The sequence below is a fragment of the Arthrobacter halodurans genome (assembly GCF_041877255.1).
GTDB lineage: Bacteria > Actinomycetota > Actinomycetes > Actinomycetales > Micrococcaceae > Arthrobacter_N > Arthrobacter_N halodurans.
Window position 1 is genome coordinate 1 of record NZ_JBHDLJ010000017.1, and the last position, 21,086, is coordinate 21,086.

The window sequence follows — 21,086 nt, forward strand, 5'->3', positions numbered from 1 at the left end:
GACGCCACCGCCTCCGGCGCGGCCACCGCCCAGGCCGGCACCGCGGCCACCGACCAAACCGGCGTCCAGGCCGGCGCCGCGGCCATTGTCCAGGCCGCGGCCTCCGTCCAGCCCGCCGTCCCGGAGGGGAATCCGTGCGGGGACCCGGCCGACGACGCGTGGGAGGACTTCTGGAACGACCCCGCCCCGCAGCCGACGCCCGAGACCGTGGAGCGCCTGAACGCGGCCCTGTTCGCGTGGGCCGACGAGCACCTCGAGACCCCGCCGGCGGACCTGGCCGCGGCCGAGGCCGCGTGCATCGCGCACTTCGAGGCCTTGGAAGCCGAGGGGGTCCTGGAGGCCGAACGGGCCGCGGACCGGCGGGCCTACGAGGCCGCCGGCGGGAACGACATCCCCTGGCTCATGGCCGAGCTCGCCGGACTGGACCACACCCCGGCCCGGGACCCCGGCCTCCCGCGGCCCCGCCCCGCCCGCACAACCACGCAACCGCGCCGCCCGCGGATCAGGGCGATGCGCAAACGCCTGCCCGTCCCGACCCCGACCACCAGCCCCGGCATCCCCGGCACCGGCACCGGCGCCGGCGTCGTTCAGGGCCAGGGCGCCGGGCAGGGCGTCGGGCAGGGCGTGGGGGCCGTCCCGCCCCGCGCGGACCCGTGGGCCGCATGGACCACACCGTCCGGATTCGACCCGAACACACCGGAACCACCCTTCTGACGGAACCGTGCAGCTCCGGCGCAATCGGAATCACCGGAATCACCGTTCCAAAGGCTCGGAGAAGGTCAACGCCGGAGGACCCGCGCTCTTACGGTCAGCCGATCAGCCGCGAAGGGATCCCGACCTATCGTGGCTGAGCTCCAGATATTCGACGACATCCGCGTGGCAATACGAACCCGCGAACCCCATGCCCATGGTGACGGGGCCGGGTTCACACAGCGCAGTCCAGAGTTCCTTCATCCAGCTCTTCACCACGGGAACCACACTGCCTCTCCAACACGACGGGCGGGAAAACGAAGCAACCCTCGACGGGCTCTGCTCCACTGTCCCGCTTCCGCGTTTCGGGGGCGTCACACACCCTGTTTCAGGCGGGTAAATTGCCCGGCCGTCCAGTGGACAGAGCGGCGCGCGCTCACCGGGAGCGCGCGCCTCACGGCCGCGTGTTCACCAGAGACCGATCATCCGGCACGGCGGACGATCGTCACCGTGCCAGCATCCCCATCGACCTCCACGATGTCACCCGATCGGATGGACCGCACCGGATCGACCCCGTCGCCGAAATCGCTCACCGTGGGCACGCGCGTCACCACCGCGCCCAGCACCGCCTTCGTCGTGACGGTGGTGAAGACCATCGCGAGCGGCGCCGTACCCAGCAGGCGGGTGCTTTGGAAGAACCCCGACCAGCCGGAGGATCCCTTGGCCCCGGGAAAGACCAGGATCTTGCCGGCGAAACAGACCCCGAACAGGCTGTGGCGCCGCTCAATGATCGTCCCCTTCGCCGGATCGATCCCACCCCAGCCGGAAATCGTCTCCGGCGAGACGAGAGCCTCCCCGCGGACCTTGCCGGGAACAATCCCGCGGCCTCGGAGCACCAAGGTGGTGTCGACCTGTCCCTCCACGCTCATCGCAGTTCCCCTCTCCACTTGCCCGTGACCGCCGCGTCCACGCAGTCCTCCAGCGTGCCGAACCACGCTTCGATGCCGAGAATCGCCGGCAGGTAGTGCGCCTGCTTGGCGCTGTCCGTCGCGAAGACGCGGGTCCCCCGGGGCGCCGTCCTCGACATTGCCGGGCAGGAGTCCGTCAGCAGCCGTCCACCGGCCCGCTCGATGGCCTCGCTGTACCCGTTGCGGTCCGCGACGGACCGCAGCGCGCGCGGCGTCATGACCCACAGTTCCGTCCCGGGATTCAGCTTTTTGCCGTCCAAGAGGCGCGCGATCTCCCCGAGCTGGTCCAGCGACGCGTGCGGGCATCCCAGCAGGATGAAGTCGACGTCGTCGGACTGCCCCTGGTTGTTCAGCGTCTCGTAGGCCAGCCGCCGGTCCGCCTCACCGTAGACGACGGCGTCGGGGACGCGCGCGCGTCCGAACGCCTCGGCGACCGTGGGCGCCTCGGGCGTCACCCCGGGCAGGTGGAAGATTTCGACGCCACCGCTCGTTGCCAGAGCCGCGCCGAGGTGCTTCAGGTCCGACTGGGTCGGCAGCGCGAGGTTTCCCGTGAGCACCGGCCGCTCCTCCTGGACGACGTCCCCGGCGAAGTAGCCGAGGAGCCCCCAGTCCAGGAAGGAATCGATCCGCACATCGGAACGGATGAGGTGCGTGCCCTTCCGGTTCTCGTCCAGGTGGTTGCCCCAGTAGGGGATGCGACCGGTCAGCCCCGCGGCACCCGTGGACGCGGTGCCCTCGCAGTTGGACTTCGCCCCGATCACCGAGTTCGCGTAGACGACGGCCGAGGACTCCATCCAGGCGATGTGCTCGCCGCGGACCGGCAGGTTCCCGACCTGGTACGGCGTGCAGGTGGCCAGGATGTTGATGCCGCGGTCGCTGGCGAACGCCTCGGCCTCGGCCTGCAGCTCCACGAGGTGCGGGTTGTACGGCGTGATCTCCAGCGCATCCGCACTGAAGCCGTGCTGCAGCTGGCAGGTCGGGACCCGCATCCGCGGGATCTCGATGTCCTCGTCGCAGTCGAGGTTGATGACAGAGTAGGCCTTCTTCCATCCGCCCTCACGCGCGATCATCTCCTTGGCCGGCGTGGGCTGCGTGGACGTGCCGGCGACGTTGCGCACGCTGCAGAGGCGTTCGGCCCCGAGTCCCTCGCCGTAGCGGATCAGCAGGTCCATGGCGGCCGCGGTCGCCTCGCCGTCGCGCCCGTCGCGCATGGCGCGGTCATCATCAGTGAGCAGCATGCGCGTGCTCCTGATCCAGCCCGGCGGAGGAGGTGGACGACGGCGGGGCCCCGGTTGCTGCCCCGTCGTCCGGCCCGATGTTGGGCCGGATCCGCTCGCGCAGCTGCGCGAGGTCGATGTCCGCCACGGGCCCGCCGTCGGCCAGGTCGAGCGCGTGCGCCGCGGCCTCGCCCATCGCCGCGCAGGGTCCCATGACGCGCACGCTGGACAGCGCGGCGGCGTCGCCGTCGACGCAGCGCCCCGCGGCGAGCAGATTGACGGCCCCCCGCGGCGTGATGCTGCGCAGCGGCACGTAGTGCACGTGGTCGTCATCGAACTGGGTCCAGACGTAGCCCTCCGGCCGGTCGTGCAGCTCGATCGGCCACGCGGTGCGCGCGACCGCATCGTCGAATCGCACGCCGTCCGTGACCTCGTCCACCGTGAGCTGGTGCTCCCCGGCGATCCACCGGGTCTGCCGGCGGCCCGGGAAGCCGTACAGGCGAACCGTGGCGCGGCCGAACGCGGCGGGGAACTCGGCGTGCAGGAAGTCCAGCACGCGGTCCGCCTGCTCCTTGCCGCGCAGCTGCGCGGCCGAGGCCTCGACGGCCTGCAGCGGGGCCTCGACGTGCGTCATGTTCATCACGGCGGTGTCCCGGCCGGGGAAGAAGAACGCCAGCCCGTCGCGGCGCAGCAGCCCGTACTCGGCGGCCTTGTCGTTGACCCGCTGGGCCAGCTCGGCGGGTTCCGGGGCGAACTCGGGGTCCAGGTTCTCCAGCCGGACCTGCTGCGATCCCCAGATGGTGCGCTCGGGCACGCGGCACTCCAGTCCCGCCTCCCAGGTCAGCGCCGCGTCCCCTGAGGCGTCGATGAACGAGTCGGCGGCCACGCGCAGCAACCCGAAACGTGTGGCGAACGTGACAGCCCGGAGGTGTCCGCCGTCGTTCTCGACCTCGAAGACCGACGCCCCGGTGACGGGGACGATCCCGTGGTCCACGACCTGGTTCTCCATCCAGCGGCCGACGGCGGTCTCGTCGTAGTTGACGGTGATGGTGTGCCGGCGGTTGTAGGACAGGTCGCCGGTCTTCTCCAGGGCGGCGAACATCGGGTCGAAGATCCCGTGGGTCAGTTGGCGGTATTCGGGGCCGTTGCCATAGACCCCGCAGAAGAGCCCGATCAGCGAGTTGGCGCACTGGCCCCCGAGCACAGGGAGCGCGTCGACCAGCACCACCCGACGGCCGAGCCGCGCGGCGGTGAGGGCCGCCGACATCCCGGCGATGCCCGCGCCGACGATGCAGAGGTCGGCGCTGAGTTGTTCCGGGGCGGCGGACGGCGCCTTGGTGAGCGTGCGGATCTTGACTTCGGTCAGTTCGTGCGGCATTGCTGCCTCCTTGTGGTCGTGGTGGGCGGCGGCGTCATCGTGCGAGCCGTCGCCCGAGGGTCGCCCCGTGTTCCAGCGGCGTGACGTTGCGCGCGTAGACGCCGAGCCAGCCGGTCGATCCCTCGCCGGGCACCGAGAGCGGCCGGTCGCCGCGGGCGCCGAGCTCCGCGGCGGCCACCCGGAGGTCCACGGCCCGGGCGGGGATGTCGATCGCGATCTCGTCACCGTCGCGCACCAGCCGGAGGGGACCATCCAGCGCGCCCTCGGGCTTGACCTCGCCCACGACGATCCCCTGGTTGACGAGGCCGGAAAGCTGGCCGTCGGTGACGACGGCGACCTTCCCGGTCAGGCCGGCGCCGTTGATCGCGAAGACGACGTTGGACGCCATCCCCATGCCCGGCGTGCCGACGGGACCCAGCCCGCGCAGCACCAGGACGCTGCCTTCCTCCACGTGTCCGTCGTTGATGGCGGCGATCGCCTCCGCGGCGTCCTCGAAGACGACGGCGGGGCCCGTGAACCGGTCCTGTCGCCGCTCGGTCGCGGAGAGCTTGACGATCGACCCCTCCGGCGCGAGCGAGCCACGCAGGATCTGGAGCGTCGCATGCGGGGCCCGCGGCCGGTCGAGGGGCCGGATGATCGTGTCGTCGGGGACCGCGTAGCCCTCGAGGGTCTCCCCCAGCGTCGGCCCGCCGATCGTCGCGACGCCCAGGTCCAGCACGGGCCGCAGTTGGGACAGCACGCCGCGCGCGCCGCCCGCGGCCTCGAAGGACTCGATGCTGTCGGGTCCGCTGGGGCGCACGGCCGTCAGCGGGCCGACGTCCCGGCCGAGCTCGGCGAAGGCCTCGTTGATGTCGATCCCGACGCCGCTTTCCACCGCGATGGCCTGCAGGTGCTTGATGCTGTTGATCGAACCGCTGACTGCCAGGACCGCCGCGACGGCGTTCCGGAAGGCCCCCTCCGTCATGATGTCGCGGGGGCGGCGGTCCGCGCGGACGGCGTCGAGGATCGTCGCCGCGGACGCCTCGGCGGTGGCCCACATCTTCGGGCTGTTCGCCGCCACGGGCGCCGCGCCGGGCAGCGTCATGCCGAGCGCCTCGGCGACGATGTGCATGGTGTTGGCGGTCCCCATGCCCGTACAGACGCCGGGTCCGCCGATGGCGCGGTCGCTGATGGCGCAGAGGTCGTCGACCGTGATGCCGCCCGAGGCGACGTGTCCGGCCTTGATGAAGACCTCCTCGATGTCGGCCGGCTCGCCGTTGTCCATGACACCGCACGGCTGGTAGCCGCAGGGCACGACGACGGTGGGCAGGTTGGTGCGGCCCGCGGCGATGAGCTGCCCCGGCGTCGTCTTGTCGCACGAGGCGAGGCAGACCATGCCGTCCAGCATCGCCCCCTCCACGGCGGCCTCGACGTCGTTCGCGAGGAGGTCGCGGCTGGAGAGCACGTAGCCGCCGCGCTCCCCCGCGGCCATGATGAAGTCGGTCGGCGCGACCGTGCGGATCTCGAAGGCGACGCCGCCGGCGTCGCGGATGGCCTGGCACACGCGGTCGGCGATGTCGTCCAGGTGGCTGAAGCACGGCGCCAGTTTGGAGGACGAGTTGACGACGGCGATCTTGGGCTTGGACAGGTCGTCGTCGGTCAGGCCGAGGACCTTCCATTGCGTGCGGCGCGTGGCCCAGCGCGGGCTGCCGACGGGGAAGTTGCTGCGCAGCTCCATCTCAGCCCACCACCTTGCGGCTGTAGACGGACTCGTGCCAGGGAATCACGAAACGCTTGAACGAGGTGACGATGAAGTACATGATCAGGCCGACCGTCGCCAGCATGAGGATGACGGCGAACAGCGCGGGCGCGTTCAACTCGTTGAGCGTCCTGACCACCATGTAGCCGAGCCCCTCGTTGCCGCCGAGGTACTCGCCCACGATCGTTCCGATCACCGCCAGGACGATCGCGGTCTCCATGCCGGCGAAGACGTGCGGCATCATGCTCTTGACCTCGAGGTTCACGAAGGTCTGCCACTTGCTGGCGTTGATGCTCTGCATGACGTCGCGGTGGCCGCGGTCCACCGAGCGCACCCCGAGGAGCACGTTGAGCATGACCGGGAAGAACGCCAGCAGCCCGGCGATGATGACCTTCGTGGTCATGCCGAAGCCGAACCAGATGACGAACAGGGGGATCAGGGCGACCTTCGGGACGACCTCCAGAGCGATGATCAGCGGCCGGACGCTGGCCTCCACCAGCGGCAGCTTGCCGAGCGTGACCCCGACGACGACGCCGGCGATCACGCCAAAGGTGAAGCCCAGCACGATCTCGGTCACCGTCACCTGGACGTTCTGCCACGTCGACGGCATCAGCAGCAGCCGCTGGAGGTTCACGAACACCTGCGACGGCGGGGGCAGGATCAGCGGCGAGACGTTCAGCGTCCTGACCGCGATCTCCCAGACCGCGAACACGACGGCGAGCAGCGCCGGCGTCGTGATCCACGGCAGGACCTTGAGAAGCTTCCTACGATTCATCGTCGTCCTCCTGGCTGAGCGAGGCGCGCAACCCGGCGACGACCTCGTTGAATTCGCGACTGGTCTGCACCTCGAGCGCCCGCGGGCGGGCGAGGTCGACGTCGGCGATGTCCTTGATGCGGCCCGGCCGCGGGGTCAGGTGCACCACCCTGTCCCCGAGCGAGACGGCCTCCTCGATGTCATGGGTGACGAAGACGACGGTCGCCTTGGTCGCCAGGGCGATGCGCTGCAGCTCGACGTTCATCTTTTCCCGCGTCAGCGCGTCGAGCGCGCCGAACGGCTCGTCCATGAGCAGGAGCTCCGGGTTGTCACTGAGCGCCCGGGCGATCGCCGCGCGCTGGCGCATGCCGCCGGAGAGCTCCCGGGGGTAGTTGGACAGGAAGTTCCGCAGGCCCACCAGCTCGGCCAGCTCGCGCACGCGCTCGCGGCGGGCCGCCTTCCTCACGCCGCGCAGCTTCAGCGGCAGCGCGATGTTGTCCTCGATGTTGAACCACGGGAAGAGGTTGGAGTCCTGGAAGACGACGCCGAGCCGCTTGATGACGGTCGCGTCGACCTTCTGCTGCTGCCACAGCTGGCGGCCGCCGATCTCCACCTCGCCGCCGCTGGGCGGGACGAGGCCAGCCATGATGCGCAGCAGGGTGGTCTTGCCGCAGCCGGAACGGCCGATGAGCGAGACGAACTCCTCGCGGCGGATCTCCAGGTTGATGTCGGAGAGCGCGTGGACCGTGTTGCGCTCGGTGGTGTAGGTCTTCTCCAGGCCCCTGATCCGGATTTCGACCGGACGCTCGGGGGCCGCGGGGGCCGGTGCGGGCGCGGTGGCCGGCGCTAGCTCGGATTGCATCGTCATGATCCCTCCGTCGGTTCCGGACTAGCCGGCGGCCAGGTAGCCGTTGTCCATCCACTGCGCCGGGTCGGCGCCCGCCTCGACCATTCCGGCGTCGACCAGTTCGTCGTAGCCCTCGGTCCAGTACTCCGGAACGGTGGTGAGCAGCGGCTGCGTGCCCTTCGCCGTCCACAGCGCCCGGCTCTGCGTGAGCGATTCCCGCGCGACCTCGTCGCTGTCCAGGGAGGCGAACGAGTACTTCGACCGCAGGGTCTCGATGACCCCGTCGAGGCTCTCGTCGTCGACGATTGCCTGGGTCGCCTCGCGGATCGCCGCGAGGTACTTGGTGATGTCCTCCCCGTGCTGCTCCAGTCCGTCGGTTGTGGCGGTGTAGATCTGCGAGTCGGCGCGGACGCCGTCCCCGGCGTCGAACACCCCGGCCTCGCCGGCGAACTGTTGGGACACGATGATGGACTGGTCGATGCTCACCATGTAGCCCGAGATGTCGCCGCGCTTGACCAGTTCGAAGGTGCCGGGGCCCAGCCCGACGACCTGGCGCTTCACGTCGTTGGGGTCGAAGCCGGCCTTGTGCAGCATGAGCGAGAGCGACTTGTCGCTGGTGCCGCCCTCGGAGGGGACGCCGATGGTCTTCCCCAGGAAGTCCTCGGGCTTCGTCAGCGGGGTGTCCATGCTGTAGAGCGTGCGGATCGACGAGCCGCGGACGATGCTGCCGACGTTCACCAGCGGCTGGCCGTCGACCGCCGCGGTGATGAGGTCGATCGCGCCGACGCGCGTGAGCGGGGCGACGCCCGAGATCAGCGTCTGCAGCGCCTGCGGCGAGCCCTTGGTGGTCTGGAACGTGACCTTGAGCCCCTGCTTCTCGAAGTAGCCGCCGGCGTCGGCGAGCAGTTCGGGGGCCACGGACAGCGTCTCCATGGGCAGGTAGCTGAGGTAGGTGAATTCCTTCAGCGAACCGCCGGCCGCCGAGGTCGCGCCAGCGCCGCTTCCGCAGGCGGACAGGGCGCCGGTGGCGCCCAGGGCGGCGAGCCCGAGCGCTCCGCTCAGGAAGCCGCGGCGGTTGACGCGCGAACCGGACAGGGTGGAAATCGAGGACATCGTTGTCTCCTAGGGTCGGGTTGAACCACTAGCTCGACTATCTCAATCCATAGGTATTCGGCCATAGGGCTTTTCCGCTGAATGAGATCCGCGTCACAGGGGGGTCGGCGACGCCTCGTCGGGTTGCGCGGGCCCGCGCCGCCACGAGCGCGTGATGCCCAGGGCCGCCGTCTGGACGGCGTGGGCCATCGATTGCTCGCGCAAACGCCCGAGCGGCGTGTTCACCGAGATCGCGGCCACCACGTCGCCGTCCTGGTCCCGGATCGGTGCCGCGACGGAGATCGCGTCCATGACCACCTGCCGGTCGCTGACCGCGAATCCCCGCGTCCGGATCTCGGCCAGGGTGCGGCGAAGCCGGAGCGGATCGGTGACCGTCCGGGGCGTGTAGGCCCGCAGCGGACTCGCCAGGAACTCGTCCTGCACCCGGGCCGGCGCGTGCGCCAGGAGCATCAGCCCCACGGACGTCACGTGCAGCGGATAGCGGGCGCCGATGCGCGGGCGCTGCGAGCTGGCGTCGACCGGGGCCAGCCGTTCGATGAAGACCGCCTGGAGCCCCTCGCGGATCGCCAGGTGCACGGGGTAGTGGGTGATGTCGAAGAGGTCCCGCATGTACGGCAGCGCGATGCGCTGGACGCCCACCGAGCGCGGCGCGTGGGACGCGACCTCCCAGAGGACCAGCCCCACGTGGTACCGGTGGTCGGCGCCCCGCTCCAGCAGGCCCTCCTCCACCAGCGCGGACAGGATGCGGTGGCACGTCGAGATCGGGAGGCCGGCGAGCTGGCTGATCTCCGTCGCCGTGAGCTCCTCGCCCGCGGTGCCGAAAGCGCGCAGGATCCCGACCACGCGGGAAAGGACGCTCCGCCCGTCGTCGCTGCGCACCGGCTACACCCCCTGGGATCGTCGACCCTGACATGGGCAGACTACCCGCGGCGCGCCGGATGGCGCCGACCGCCGCCTGTCCCCTTGCCCCCGGCGGGCGTTCTTGCCATGCTTCGCCCATGGCGGAGGTCGCGAAACGCGAGCGTCGGCGCGCGGCGAGGGCTCCGGGCGCCGCCCGGGCCGTGGACACCGCGTTCTTCGTCTTCGGCGGGGTCGCGGCCGTCTGGCTGGCCACCCTGCTGCTGCAGGAGTCCCTGCACTGGCGGATGATCTGGTTCTCGCTGGTGTTCTGGGCGGTCCTGGCGTACCTGGTGCTGCCGCGGCTGCACCGGATCCTGACCCGCGTGTACCTGCCCGACTACTTCATCGGCCGGGCCCGGACCAGCGACGGGCTGCTGGGCGACCCCGTGAACGTCGCGCTCCTGGGCACGGAGGACCAGCTGCATGCCACCATGCGCCGGGCCGGATGGACCCGCGCGGACGAGGTGGACCTGAAGAGCAGTTGGCGGATCATCCACTCCACGCTGACGAAGCGCAGCTACCACGAGGCACCCGTCAGCCCGCTGTTCGTCTTCGGCAGGCAGCAGGACGTCGCCTACCAGCAGGAGGTGGACGGGAACCCGGGCAAGCGGCACCACATCCGCTTCTGGCGCTGCCCTCCGGACTGGGTGCTCCCCGGCGGGGCCCGCGTGGACTGGCTGGCGGCCGGCACGTACGACAGGGCGGTCGGGCTGTCCCTGTTCACGCTGCAGATCACGCACAAGATCGAGGAGGACATCGACCGGGAGCGGGACTACGTCCTCGCGTCGGTCCGGAGCGCCGAGCCCGACATCGAGGTCCGCGTGATCCGGGACTTCGCGACCGGCTACCACTCGCGCAACGGCGGCGGGGACACGATCTCCACGGACGGCGACCTGCCCGTCGTCGACCTCCGGCGGGTCTCCACGGACCCCGCCGACCGGGTCCCGGAACCGACCGACAGCCGCGACCGGCGCCCCGCGCCGACGACGTTCGGCGCGGTCCTGGTCTTCTGCCGGGGGCTGGCGTCGCTCGCCTTCGCCGCCGCGCTGGCGACCGACGGGTCGCCGCTGGGGACGGCCGTGGCCCAGCAGGGCCTTCGGTCGCTCCTGCCCGCCGCCGCGGCGGTCGTCGCCGCCTTCGGGCTGACGGAAATCGCGATGGCGTGGTTCATCTACCGCGGCGGCAACCGGGCGCGCGTGCTGACCATGTCCCTGAGCGCGCTGGCGATCGTCGTCCAGTTCGTCAACGTCCTCAGCGGTGGACCCGGCATCTCCTTCGCGACGAACCTCCTGGGCCTCGCGCTGGACATCCTGCTGATCCTCGCGCTCTCCAGCGAGCGCGCCCGCACCTATGCGCGCCGGCGCGACGCCCTCACAGCGACGGAGCCGCGCGCTCCCTGACCTGCCGGCGGAGGATCTTGCCGAGCATCGAGCGCGGCATGTCCTCGATCGCCACGATCCGGCGCGGGACCTTGTAGGCCGCGAGCTGCCCGCGGCAGTGGGCGCGCAGCGCCTCCTCGTCCAGCGCGACGCCGGGTTCCAGTTCGACGGCGGCGACCACCATCTCGCCGCCGCGCTCCAGCGGCGTGCCGAACGCGGCCGCGTCCCGCACGTCGGCGTGCCCGCGCAGCACGGCCTCGACCTCGGTGGGCGAGACGTTGAAGCCGCCCGTGATGATCAGTTCCTTGGCCCGGTCCACGATGGTGACGAAGCCGTCGTCGTCCACGGTCACCACGTCGCCGGTGCGCAGCCAGCCGTCGGGGGTGAGCGCCCGCGCGGTCTCCTCCGGGTTGTTCCAGTAGCCGCCGAAGACCTGCGGACCCTTGAGGAGCAGCTCCCCCGGACGGCCCGCCGGGACTTCGACGGAGGGGTCGTCCAGGTCCACGACGCGCATCAGCGTCGAGGGGAACGGCACCCCGATCGTCCCCGTGCGCCGCGTGGGGTGGAACGGGTTGCCCAGGGCCACCGGCGAGGACTCCGTCATCCCGTAGCCCTCCACCAGGAGCCCGCCGGAGACGGACTCCCACAGCCGGACGACGTCGTCGGGCAGGTTCATGGCGCCGGAGATGCAGAACCGGGCGGAGCGCAGGGAGACGCCGCGCTCCAGCGCGGCCCGCGCGGTGCGCTCGTAGATCGGCGGGACCGCGCAGTAGACGGTCGCGGGCGACTTCTTCATCGCGTCGAGGACCAGGTCCGGGTCGAACTTCGGGAACAGGACCAGCAGCGCCTGCTTGCGGATGCCGTACGTCAGGTACAGCGTCAGGCCGAAGGCGTGGAACATCGGCAGGATCGCGTAGAAGACCTCCTTGCGGTACTCGGCGCCGGCCATCCACGCCTCCCCCTGCAGCGCGTTGGCGTAGAGGTTGAAGTGCGTGAGCATGGCGCCCTTGGGCCGGCCCGTGGTGCCCGAGGTGTACTGGATGGCGGCGAGGTCCCCGACGGCGGGGCGCGGGTGTGCGGCGTCGATCCGGCCGTGGCCCAGCAGCTTCCGCCACGGCAGGGTCCCCTTCGCGGGCGCGGTCAGCGAGGCGCGGGTCGCGCGCAGCTTCCCCACGGGCAGACCAAGCGCCAGGCGCTTGGCGGCGGGGAACGCCTCCAGCAGGTTCACGGACACCACGTGGTCGATCTCGACGTCGGGCGGGAATTCGCGCACGGCCGCCGCGGCCTTGTCCCACGCGATGACGACGCGCGCCTGGTGGTCCTCGAACTGGTGCCGGAGCTCGCGGGCGGTGTACAGCGGGTTGTGCTCGACGACGACGGCGCCCAGGCGCAACACCGCGTAGAACGCGACAACGTGCTGGGGGCAGTTGGGCAGGATGAGCGCGACCCGGTCGCCGGCGCGCACGCCCAGCCGCCGCAGCCCTTCGGCCGCCCGCTCCACCTGTTCGCCGAGTTCCCGGTAGCTGGTGCGCCGGCCGAAGAACTCCAACGCAGGGCTCTTGCCGGCCTCCGCCACGGACCGCTCGAGCATGTCGACGAGCGACTCCGTCGGCAGCTCGATCTCCGCCGGGACACCCGGCTGGTAGTTCTTGACCCAGGGCCGCTGGGTTGCCTGGTGCTGGCCGGCGTCGTGCTGTTCGGTGTTCTCGGCGGCGTTTTCCATGCACCTATCCTGTCGCGATGGTCCGGCCGGGGCGAATCCTGCTACACCGCCGACCAGCCGCCGTCGGACGCAAGGATGGCGCCGTTGACGTTGGTGCCGTCGTCGCTGAGCAGGAAGGTGATCGACGCGGCGAGCTGCGCGGCGGTGGCCGGCGCGGGGATGTTCGCGCCCATCAGCGGCTGGAGGCGGGCGGCGGCCAGCTCGGAGCCCCACGAGGCCTGGATGTTGGTGATGGTGGCACCCGGGGCCACGGCGTTGAACCGCAGGCCCTTCGGTCCGTACATCACCGCGGAGTTTTTGGTCAGTCCGACGACGGCGTGCTTGGACGCCGTGTACGCGGCGCCGGCGGCGGAGCCGCGCAGCCCGGCCTCGGAGGCGACGTTGACGACCGAGCCGGCGCCGGCCGTCAGCATCATCGGCACGACGGCGCGGGTCAGGCGCATGAGCGCCGTGACGTTGATGCGGAAGACGCGGCCCCAGAGCTCGTCGTCGACCTGGTGGATCGGGGTGAAGTCGTCCATGATGCCCGCGACGTTCGCGAGCGCGTCCACGCGGCCGCCGGTCGCCGCGACGACGGCGGTGACGGTGTCCTCGTCGGAGATGTCGCCGGCCACCGGGATCAGGTCCGCCTCGGGATGCCCGTCCACCAGGGCGTCCAGCCGCTCGGCGCTGATGTCGGCGGCGACCACCCTTCCGCCCTCCGTCGCGATCCGCAACGCGGTCGCCAGCCCGATGCCGGACCCCGCGCCCGTGACGATGACGGTCTTGCCGGCGAAACGGCCCGCGGTGGTGGTTTCCTGCCAGGAGGCTTCGTTGCCCATGATGTCCCTTCGGAGGTGGTGGAGCTGAGGCCTCCCACCTTATGACACGGCGTGTCATAATAAAAGAATGAATGCTGGTTCGCTGTCCGACGACGGGTCCCCGGCGCCCACGCGGCCCGCCGGCAGGCCCGCGACGATCGATCCGGACGCCGTCGCCGCGCTCGCCCTGCGGCTCTTCGCCGAGCGCGGGTACGAGCGGACGTCGATGGAGGACATCGCGCGGGCGGCCGGAATCGCCCGCAAGAGCCTCTACCGCTACTTCGCCAGCAAGGCGGACCTGGTCTGGGGCGGCATGGATCCGGTCCTCGAGGCCTCCGGCGGGGCGCCGGGCACGGGCGGGGACCACGACGGCGACCTCCTCGCCTGGCTGCGGCGGGTGGCGGTCGCCGGCGCCGCGACCATCCCGGACCTGTCCGTGGCCCGCGGGCGCCTGCGGATCATCGCGGCGCATCCCGAGTTGGCGAGCCGGGGACACGAGGCCCTGGCCCCGCAGCGCACTTCGATCCGCGACCACCTGCTGGCGCGCGGGTGCCCGCCGGACGCCGCGGACTACGTTTCCGCCGCGTACATCGGGGTGACCTTCGCGGCTTGGACGCGGTGGGCGGCCGGCACGGACCCGGACCCCGCGCCGTACCTGACGGCCGCGCTGGACGTGCTGCGGCTCCCGGGGCACGCCCCGTAGCTACCCCGCCTCGTTCCGGCGCTCCAGCAGCCCCATGAACATGGTCCGGTGCAGCGCGTCCACGTGGCCGCGGGACACCTCGACGGCCGCCTCGACGTCGCCGTCGCGCAGCGCCGCCACCAGGCGCACGTGGTCCCGGTTGGCCTCGTGCAGGCGCTCGATGGGGTACGGCAGGAAGAACCCGTAGAGCTCCGCCAGGACCCGGACGTACGCGTCGACGGCGCTTCCCAGCGCCGACGACCGGCCCACGAGCCGGTGGAACTCCTCGTCCGCCTGGTGGTACGCGGACCAGCTGCCGGCCGCGGCCATCCTGGCCGTCAGGCGTTCGAGCTCGTCCAGCTGCTCCGGCGTGGCGTTGAGCGCCGCGAAGTGCGTGACCGCGCACTCGAGCAGCAGGCGCTGGTCCACGAGCCGGTGCACCTCCACCGACTCCCCCGGGCCGGCCACCAGATCCCGCAGGACCGCCGCCGGCGGGTGGTCGGCGACGAACGTCCCGCCTCCGCGCCCGCGCCGGCGGACCACGACGCCCTGCTCGGCGAGGCTGGTCAGTGCGCGGCGCGCGGTGATCGGGCTGACCGACAGGCCCAGTGCCAGTTCGCTCTGGTCCGGCAGCCGCTCCCCCGGCCCGAGCAGCCCCAGCGAGATCGCCATGCCGATCCGGAGGCGCACGGCGTCGATCGCGGTGCGCCGGTCGATGCCGGCGAGCGCCGCACCCTCGATCGGCGAGGCGTCGGTGGCTGTCATACCCACACTCTACGAAAGCCGCCGCCTATTTTCTATTGGTTCACTTTGAACTAATATCGCTCAGGTCACATCCATTCCGGCGCCGCCGGACCCACCCTGACGGAGCATCCCATGACGCGCACCCTCCCCCTCGTCGCGGTCCAGGCGGCCCCGCGCCTGATCGGCGAACCCGTCTCGGCGTTTGCCGAGGAGGTGCGCGCCGCCGTCGCGCACCATCCGGAAACCCGCCTGGTGGTGTTCCCGGAGCTGCACCTCTTCGGCGATGGCGACCCGGACCGGCAGCGCACCGAGGCACTCCGGGACAGCGCCGAGCCGCTGGACGGGCCCCGCGTGGCCGAGCTGCGCGAGCTGGCCGGCGACCTCGGGATGTGGCTGGTCCCGGGCAGCGTCTGCGAGCGCGGACCGGAGGGCCAGCTGTTCAACACGCAACTGGTCCTGTCCCCGCGCGGCGAGCTGGCGGGCTACTACCGCAAGATCTTCCCGTGGCGCCCGCACGAGCCCTACGATCCCGGCGACCGGTTCGCCGTCGTCGACCTCGGCGGCGAGGGCCGCGTCGGCCTGAACATCTGCTACGACGCCTGGTACCCGGAGACCTGCCGCCAGCTGGCGTGGATGGGTGCCGAGGTGATCCTCAACGTCGTCAAGACCACGACGCCGGACCGCCGCCAGGAGCTCGTCCTCGCCCGCGCCAACGCGATCGTCAACCAGGTGTTCGTGGTCAGCCTCAACTGCGCCGGGCCCGTCGGCCGCGGCCAGAGCCTGATCGTGGATCCCGAGGGCGAGGTCGTCGCCCACGCCGCCGGGGAGGCGCCGGAGATCCTCGCCGCGGGGCTCGATCTCGATGCCGTCGGTCGCGTCCGCTCCGACGGGACCGCCGGAGTCAACCGGATGTGGTCCCAGTTCCGCCCCGGGGAGCCGGCCATCGAGCTGCCCGTCTACCAGGGCCGGATCGACCCGGCGCGCTGGGAGCCCTCCACCACCGTCCACCCCACCCACCCCTGAGCACGGAGCCCACCATGAGCACCCCTCCGAAGTCCCCCGCCGTCGCGCTGACCCGGACCCTCACCCTGCCCTCGCTGGTCCTCTTCGGGCTGGCGTACCTCACCCCGCTGATCGTCCTCGGGATCTTCGGCATCATCGCCGAGACCACGGGCGGCGCCGCGCCGTCGGCCTACCTGGTGGCCCTGGTCGCCATGCTGTTCACGGCGCACAGCTACGGCCGCATGTCCGTGGCGTACCCGGTGGCGGGCTCCGCCTACACGTACGTGCGCAAGTCCATCGATCCGCGGGCAGGTTTCCTGGTCGGCTGGGCGATCCTGCTGGACTACCTGTTCCTGCCGATGGTGATCTGGCTGATCGGCGGCTCGTACCTGAGCGCGCAGTTCCCCTCCGTGCCGATCGCCGCCTGGATCATCGGGTTCATCCTGGTCACGACCGTGCTGAACGTGCTGGGCATCAAGGTGGCGGACAAGGCCAACTACGTGTTGATGGCGTTCCAGCTCCTGGTGATCGTGTTCTTCGTGGCCCTGTCGATCGGGCACGTCGTGAGCGACGAAGGCGTCCGCGGCCTCTTCAGCGCCGAGCCGTTCATGAACGCCACCTCCGGCTTCGGCGCCATCACGGCCGGGGCGGCCATCGCCGCCTACTCGTTCCTCGGCTTCGACGCTGTCACCACCCTGACCGAGGAGGCCGTGGAGCCGCGGAAGAACATGCCGCGCGCCATCATGCTGATCGCGCTGATCGGCGGCGGCATCTTCGTGGTGGTCTCCTACGCCACCCAGCTGGTGCACCCGGGCGGCGTCTTCGAGGACTCCGCCTCCGCGGCCAGCGAGATCGCCCTCCAGATCGGCGGCACGCTGTTCGGCGCCGTGTTCCTCGCCGGCCTGGTGGCGGCCCAGTTCGCGTCCGGCCTGGCCGCCCAGGCCAGCGCGTCCCGGCTGCTCTACGCCATGGGCCGCGACTCGGTCCTGCCGCGGGGCGTGTTCGGGCGGCTCAACCCCCGCTTCCACACCCCGGTGCTCAACCTGCTCATCACCGGCGGGGTCGGCCTGATCGCGATCTTCCTGGACGTGGCGACGTCGACCTCCTTCATCAACTTCGGGGCCTTCACCGCGTTCACCCTGGTCAACGTCGCCGTGGTTTTCCACTACGTGCGCGAGGGCCGCGCCGGACGGACGCTGAACCCGGTGAGCTACGTCGTGGTGCCGGTGCTCGGTGCCGTCGTCTGCGCGTTCCTCCTCTCGCAGCTGGACGCGAACGCCGTGACCCTCGGCCTGATCTGGCTGGCGCTGGGCGTGGTGGTGCTGGCCGTCATCACGCGGGGCTTCCGCGTGGCGCCCCCGGAGATGAAGGCGACCGAAGAGGTGGCCGCCTGAGCGCGGCCGGATCCGGGACGGGACGCGGCATGCGGGTGGGACTGGGCCAGATGTCCTCGGGACACGACGTCGCCGCGAACCTGCGCGCCATCGACGGCCTCGCGGCGCGGGCCGCGGCGGACGGCGCCCGATTGCTGGTGCTGCCGGAGTATGCGACCTATGAGAAGAAGACGATCGACGCCTCCTTCCCGGCGGTCGCCGAGCCGCTCGACGGGCCCGTCTGCTCCACGCTGGCGCGGACCGCCAGCCGGCACGGCGTCGCGCTCGTGGCCGGGGTGGTCGAGTCCAGCGACGATCCCGGCCGGGCGCACAACACGCTGGTGGCCTTCGACCGCGACGGGACGCTGTTGGCGGCGTACCGCAAGATCCACCTCTTCGACGCGCAGGGGTTCCGGGAGTCGCGGTTCATCAAGCCCGCGCCCGAGCCGCGGCCGGCGCTCTTCGACCTCGGGGGCATCCGGTTCGGCATGATGACCTGCTACGACCTGCGCTTCCCGGAACACGCCCGGGCGCTGTCCGACGCCGGGGCCCGGGCGCTGCTGGTGGGCGCGTCGTGGGTGCCGGGCGAGCTGAAGACCCGGCAGTGGCAGACGCTCACGGCGGCGCGGGCCATAGAGAACGGCCTGTACGTCGCGGGGGTCTGCCAAGCGGCCCCGATCTCGGTGGGGCACAGCGTCCTGGTGGATCCGATGGGCGGCGTGGTCGCGGAGCTCGGGACGGAGGCGGGGCTGCGCATCGCGGATCTGGACCCGCTGCGGGTCGACGCCGTGCGCGGCGAGTTCCCGATGTCCCGGCAGCGGAGGATCTGACGGGTCAGGCCAGCCCGCCGAGCCCGCGGTCCAGCTCGGACAGGAAACGCGGCCGCCGGCGGTTCTCCTCGCGCAGCGACGCGACGTAGTCGCGGAACTCCTCGGCGCGGCCCAGGCCGAGGCAGAGCGGGCGCATCTGGCGCAGCCGCCGCACCGCGGACACGTAGTTCGCGGCGTCCGCCAAGCTCAGCGGAAGAGCTCCCCGCGCGTGCGGAACCGCGGCACCACGTCGGCCGCGAGGCGGGACGGGATGTCCGCGGGGTTCTCGTCGGTGATGCCCATGGCGGCCTCCCTGTTCCCTCGGCGTCGCAACAGCGGGCTGCGCCGACGTCGCGCCTCGCTGCGGTTCGTTCCTCCCGAGGAAAAACTACGCGATCCCGCCGTTCCGCGCAGCCGGGGATCCGGCTAGCCGGCCGCGGCGCCGCCCGGTGCGCTGGATTCCTCGAGATAGGCGATGACGTCCGCGCTGCCCATGACCTCCGCGTACTTGGCCTGCAAGTCGTAGAGGGACGCCCGGTGGACCGCCTCGTCGCGGTCGCCCACGGCGTCCGCGACGACGATCGGGATGAAGCCGTGCTGGATCGCGTCGACCGCGGTCGCGCGCACGCAGCCGCTGGTGCTGGTGCCCACCACGACGACCGTGTCCACTCCCAGCTCCCGCAGCCTCTCGGCGAGGTCCGTCCCGAAGAACGCGCTGGCGAACCGCTTCACCAGCACCGGTTCGCCGGGCTCCGGATCGACCTGCGGCATCGGGCGGCCCATCGGGTTGTCGCCGATGAGCAGGCGCAGCGCCGGGATCTTCCGCATGAAGACGCCGCCGTCCGCCTCGCCGTCGAACCGCACCACCGTGTGCAGCACGGGCACGCCCGCCGCGCGCGCCGCGGCCAGGACACGGCCCGCCGTCGCCAGGAACCCGTCCGAGGGCAGGCAGAGCGGGCTGGAGGGCTCGAAGTAGGCGCGCATCAGGTCGATCGAGAGCACCGCCGGCCGGGCGCCCGGGCTCAGGCGGGCCGCGAAGCCCTCCGCGAAATCCCCGGACTCCCCGGTTGTCCCGGAAACCGCGCCGCCGGAACTCATACCGGCAGCGGCGGGGTCGGGGCGGGCAGGCCGGTCTCCTCCAGCGCGCGCGCCAGGATGGTCTCCATGTCCGGCCCGCGGTTGAACAGCGGCAGCGGCTCCTCGCGGGTCGAGCGCAGCTCGCCGCGCAGCGCCTCGGTGGCGCCGGCGTCGAGCACGCCCTCCTCGGAGCAGACGACGCCGTAGCGCCGCGCCCCCTCCCGCGTCACCAGGCCGCGACGCACCTCCTTGCAGACCAGCTCGGGGTCGCGCTGCAGGGCGTCGCCCCACCCTCCCCCGCCCCAGGTCACGAAGTGCAGCACATCGCCGGGGTGCACCGCGTAGTCGTGCACCTTGGACGGCAGCACCACCGTCGAGCCGTCCGGCTTCTCGATCCACTTGGTGCCGCGCGCGCCGGGCTCGCCGCCGCGCACACCCCAGGGGTAGGTGAGCCAGCGGTCGTCGTGGATGGCGACCGTGCCGGCCTCGAGGAAGCGGTAGGAGACGTCGACGCCGTTGCCGCCGCGGTGCAGGCCCGCGCCGCCGGTGTCGGCGACCGTCTCCCAGCGGTCGATGATCAGCGGGTAGTAGGACTCGAGGTACTCGCAGGGGATGTTGACGAACGAGGGCCAGAGCGAGTGCCCGTCAGGGCCGTCGCCCACCGGGCGCCCGGGGATGCCGCCGAAGCCGATCGAGTAGAGCTGGAACCACTCGCCCTTGCGCTCGCCCTGGCTGTAGTTGCCGGAGTACATGAAGTGCGGCGAGGAGGAGAACCCGGCGGCATTGAGCAGGTCCGGGTTGGCCTGGCCGAGCAGCCCGCCGAACAGGTCGAACAGCCGGCCGATCCCGTGGTTGCGCCCGTTGAGCGCGGCCGGGTACTTCGGCTTCCAGAACGAGTTGTCCGGGATCTCGACGTCGACCAGCGGGTAGAAGCCGTCGTTCCAGAGGATCTGCGGGTCGGCGACCGTGATCATGTAGATCCCGAAGAACATCCGGATCAAGTTCTCGTTGATGTAGTAGTTGATCGGGCCCTGCGCCTGCTGGCTGCTGCCCGTCAGGTCGATCAGCACCTTGTCGCCGGTGCGGGTGATCGTCATCGTCAGCTCGTACGGGCCGTATCCGCGGCCGTCGTCGTCGATGTAGTCGGTGAAGGTGAGCGGCTTGCCCTCCTCAAACACCAGCGCCAGCAGGGTCTTCATGGCGCGGTAATTGCGGTCCAGGAGCGCGTTGAGCGCCGACGTGTAGGTGTCGACGCCGAACCGCGCGCACATCTCCTGCACGCGGCGCGACGCCGTCCGGCAGGCCGCGACGATGCCGTTGAGGTCCGCGCGGTTCCAGTCCGGCTTGCGGACCTGGTTGAGGATGATGCCGAGCGCGGTGTCGTCGCGCTCGCCCTGGCGGTAGAGCTTGAAGGGCGGGATGATGACGCCCTCCTCGAAGATGGTGCGCGCGTCCGTGGGCATCGACGCGGGCGTCTTGCCGCCGACGTCGGTCATGTGGCCGAACTGCGAGGCCCAGCCCACGATCCGCCCCTCGAAGAAGATCGGCATCACCACCAGCCAGTCGTTCGCGTGGCTGATCGCGGCGCCGCAGGAGTAGGGGTCGGACGTCATCAGCACGTCGCCCTCCTCGATGGTCCCGTTGAAGTTCTCCAGGAAGTCGGGGATGGACAGCCCGAACTGCCCGACGATCATCTTGCCCTCGGGATCGGCGATGAGCGGGAACTCGTCGTGCTGCTCGCGGATGCCCGGGCTGAGCGCGGTGCGGAACAGGGTCTCGTCCATCTCGTAGCGGGCGCTGCGCAGGGCGTTCTCGATGAGGTCGAGCGTGACGACGTCGACGTCCACCGCGTTCAGCGGCGTCGAGGCGGTTTCGATGAGCTGTGCCATGGT

General features: G+C 71.3%; 19 protein-coding genes and 1 pseudogene. 6 read left to right on the plus strand and 14 right to left on the minus strand.

Going from position 1 to position 21,086, the window contains the following annotated elements; genetic code table 11:
- Nucleotides 1–714 (plus strand): annotated as a pseudogene (locus tag ACETWP_RS15600) (hypothetical protein); the annotation flags it as partial.
- 458 nt (nucleotides 715–1,172) lie between these two features.
- Here the strand turns inward: ACETWP_RS15600 and ACETWP_RS15605 are convergent.
- From ACETWP_RS15605 to ACETWP_RS15640, 8 genes are all read right to left on the minus strand, one after another.
- Nucleotides 1,173–1,613, minus strand: coding sequence for an aconitase X swivel domain-containing protein (locus tag ACETWP_RS15605; RefSeq protein ID WP_373973192.1), 441 nt, complete (start codon nucleotides 1,611–1,613; stop codon nucleotides 1,173–1,175).
- Nucleotides 1,614–1,615: 2 nt separating this feature from the next.
- Complete coding sequence (locus ACETWP_RS15610; RefSeq protein ID WP_373973193.1) at nucleotides 1,616–2,896, minus strand: aconitase X; 1,281 nt, start codon at nucleotides 2,894–2,896, stop codon at nucleotides 1,616–1,618.
- Nucleotides 2,883–4,253 carry an FAD-dependent oxidoreductase gene (locus ACETWP_RS15615; RefSeq protein WP_373973194.1) on the minus strand — a complete coding sequence of 457 codons (1,371 nt, stop codon included), beginning with the start codon at nucleotides 4,251–4,253 and terminating at the stop codon, nucleotides 2,883–2,885. Before ACETWP_RS15615 ends, ACETWP_RS15610 begins: the two co-directional genes overlap by 14 nt.
- A gap of 34 nt (nucleotides 4,254–4,287) precedes the next feature.
- Entirely contained in the window at nucleotides 4,288–5,970 is a 1,683-nt protein-coding gene (locus tag ACETWP_RS15620) for a dihydroxy-acid dehydratase domain-containing protein (RefSeq protein WP_373973195.1), read from the minus strand.
- Nucleotide 5,971: 1 nt separating this feature from the next.
- The gene (locus ACETWP_RS15625) at nucleotides 5,972–6,766 is read right to left on the minus strand and encodes an ABC transporter permease (protein ID WP_373973196.1); all 795 of its coding nucleotides are present in this window, start codon (nucleotides 6,764–6,766) and stop codon (nucleotides 5,972–5,974) included.
- On the minus strand, nucleotides 6,756–7,613 hold the full coding sequence (locus ACETWP_RS15630) for an ABC transporter ATP-binding protein (protein WP_373973197.1): 858 nt from the start codon (nucleotides 7,611–7,613) through the stop codon (nucleotides 6,756–6,758). Before ACETWP_RS15630 ends, ACETWP_RS15625 begins: the two co-directional genes overlap by 11 nt.
- A gap of 21 nt (nucleotides 7,614–7,634) precedes the next feature.
- Nucleotides 7,635–8,705, minus strand: a complete 1,071-nt coding sequence (locus ACETWP_RS15635; RefSeq protein ID WP_373973198.1) for an ABC transporter substrate-binding protein — start codon at nucleotides 8,703–8,705, stop codon at nucleotides 7,635–7,637.
- A 93-nt stretch (nucleotides 8,706–8,798) separates the two neighbouring features.
- Nucleotides 8,799–9,584 (minus strand): IclR family transcriptional regulator, encoded by a 786-nt coding sequence (locus ACETWP_RS15640; protein WP_373973199.1) that lies wholly within the window; start codon nucleotides 9,582–9,584, stop codon nucleotides 8,799–8,801.
- A 119-nt stretch (nucleotides 9,585–9,703) separates the two neighbouring features.
- On the opposite strand from ACETWP_RS15640, the gene ACETWP_RS15645 reads away from it, so the two are divergent.
- Nucleotides 9,704–11,005 (plus strand): LssY C-terminal domain-containing protein, encoded by a 1,302-nt coding sequence (locus ACETWP_RS15645; protein WP_373973200.1) that lies wholly within the window; start codon nucleotides 9,704–9,706, stop codon nucleotides 11,003–11,005.
- Here ACETWP_RS15645 and ACETWP_RS15650 read toward each other — a convergent pair.
- Nucleotides 10,977–12,707: a long-chain-fatty-acid--CoA ligase gene (locus tag ACETWP_RS15650; protein ID WP_373973201.1), complete on the minus strand. Its 1,731-nt coding sequence runs from the start codon at nucleotides 12,705–12,707 to the stop codon at nucleotides 10,977–10,979. The genes ACETWP_RS15645 and ACETWP_RS15650 overlap by 29 nt on opposite strands.
- A gap of 41 nt (nucleotides 12,708–12,748) precedes the next feature.
- Nucleotides 12,749–13,528, minus strand: coding sequence for an SDR family NAD(P)-dependent oxidoreductase (locus ACETWP_RS15655; protein WP_373973202.1), 780 nt, complete (start codon nucleotides 13,526–13,528; stop codon nucleotides 12,749–12,751).
- A gap of 67 nt (nucleotides 13,529–13,595) precedes the next feature.
- Here ACETWP_RS15655 and ACETWP_RS15660 point away from each other — a divergent pair, with 67 nt between their 5' ends.
- On the plus strand, nucleotides 13,596–14,210 hold the full coding sequence (locus ACETWP_RS15660; RefSeq protein ID WP_373973203.1) for a TetR family transcriptional regulator: 615 nt from the start codon (nucleotides 13,596–13,598) through the stop codon (nucleotides 14,208–14,210).
- On the opposite strand, the gene ACETWP_RS15665 is transcribed toward ACETWP_RS15660, so the two are convergent.
- Nucleotides 14,211–14,954, minus strand: a complete 744-nt coding sequence (locus ACETWP_RS15665; protein WP_373973204.1) for a FadR/GntR family transcriptional regulator — start codon at nucleotides 14,952–14,954, stop codon at nucleotides 14,211–14,213.
- A 111-nt stretch (nucleotides 14,955–15,065) separates the two neighbouring features.
- Between ACETWP_RS15665 and ACETWP_RS15670 the strand changes: the two genes are divergently transcribed.
- From ACETWP_RS15670 to ACETWP_RS15680, 3 genes are read left to right on the plus strand one after another with little or no spacing between them, the layout of a single operon-like run.
- On the plus strand, nucleotides 15,066–15,956 hold the full coding sequence (locus tag ACETWP_RS15670) for a carbon-nitrogen hydrolase family protein (protein ID WP_373973205.1): 891 nt from the start codon (nucleotides 15,066–15,068) through the stop codon (nucleotides 15,954–15,956).
- 14 nt (nucleotides 15,957–15,970) lie between these two features.
- The gene (locus tag ACETWP_RS15675) at nucleotides 15,971–17,329 is read left to right on the plus strand and encodes an APC family permease (protein ID WP_373973206.1); all 1,359 of its coding nucleotides are present in this window, start codon (nucleotides 15,971–15,973) and stop codon (nucleotides 17,327–17,329) included.
- Nucleotides 17,330–17,358: 29 nt separating this feature from the next.
- Nucleotides 17,359–18,138 (plus strand): carbon-nitrogen hydrolase family protein, encoded by a 780-nt coding sequence (locus ACETWP_RS15680; protein ID WP_373973207.1) that lies wholly within the window; start codon nucleotides 17,359–17,361, stop codon nucleotides 18,136–18,138.
- Nucleotides 18,139–18,142: 4 nt separating this feature from the next.
- Here ACETWP_RS15680 and ACETWP_RS15685 read toward each other — a convergent pair whose 3' ends face one another.
- From ACETWP_RS15685 to ACETWP_RS15695, 3 genes are all read right to left on the minus strand, one after another.
- Entirely contained in the window at nucleotides 18,143–18,322 is a 180-nt protein-coding gene (locus tag ACETWP_RS15685; protein WP_373973208.1) for a hypothetical protein, read from the minus strand.
- Nucleotides 18,323–18,543: 221 nt separating this feature from the next.
- Nucleotides 18,544–19,215 (minus strand): isochorismatase family protein, encoded by a 672-nt coding sequence (locus ACETWP_RS15690; protein WP_373973209.1) that lies wholly within the window; start codon nucleotides 19,213–19,215, stop codon nucleotides 18,544–18,546.
- Nucleotides 19,212–21,083 (minus strand): hydantoinase B/oxoprolinase family protein, encoded by a 1,872-nt coding sequence (locus tag ACETWP_RS15695; RefSeq protein ID WP_373973210.1) that lies wholly within the window; start codon nucleotides 21,081–21,083, stop codon nucleotides 19,212–19,214. The genes ACETWP_RS15690 and ACETWP_RS15695 overlap by 4 nt, the downstream gene beginning before the upstream one ends.
- Nucleotides 21,084–21,086 lie beyond the last annotated feature (3 nt).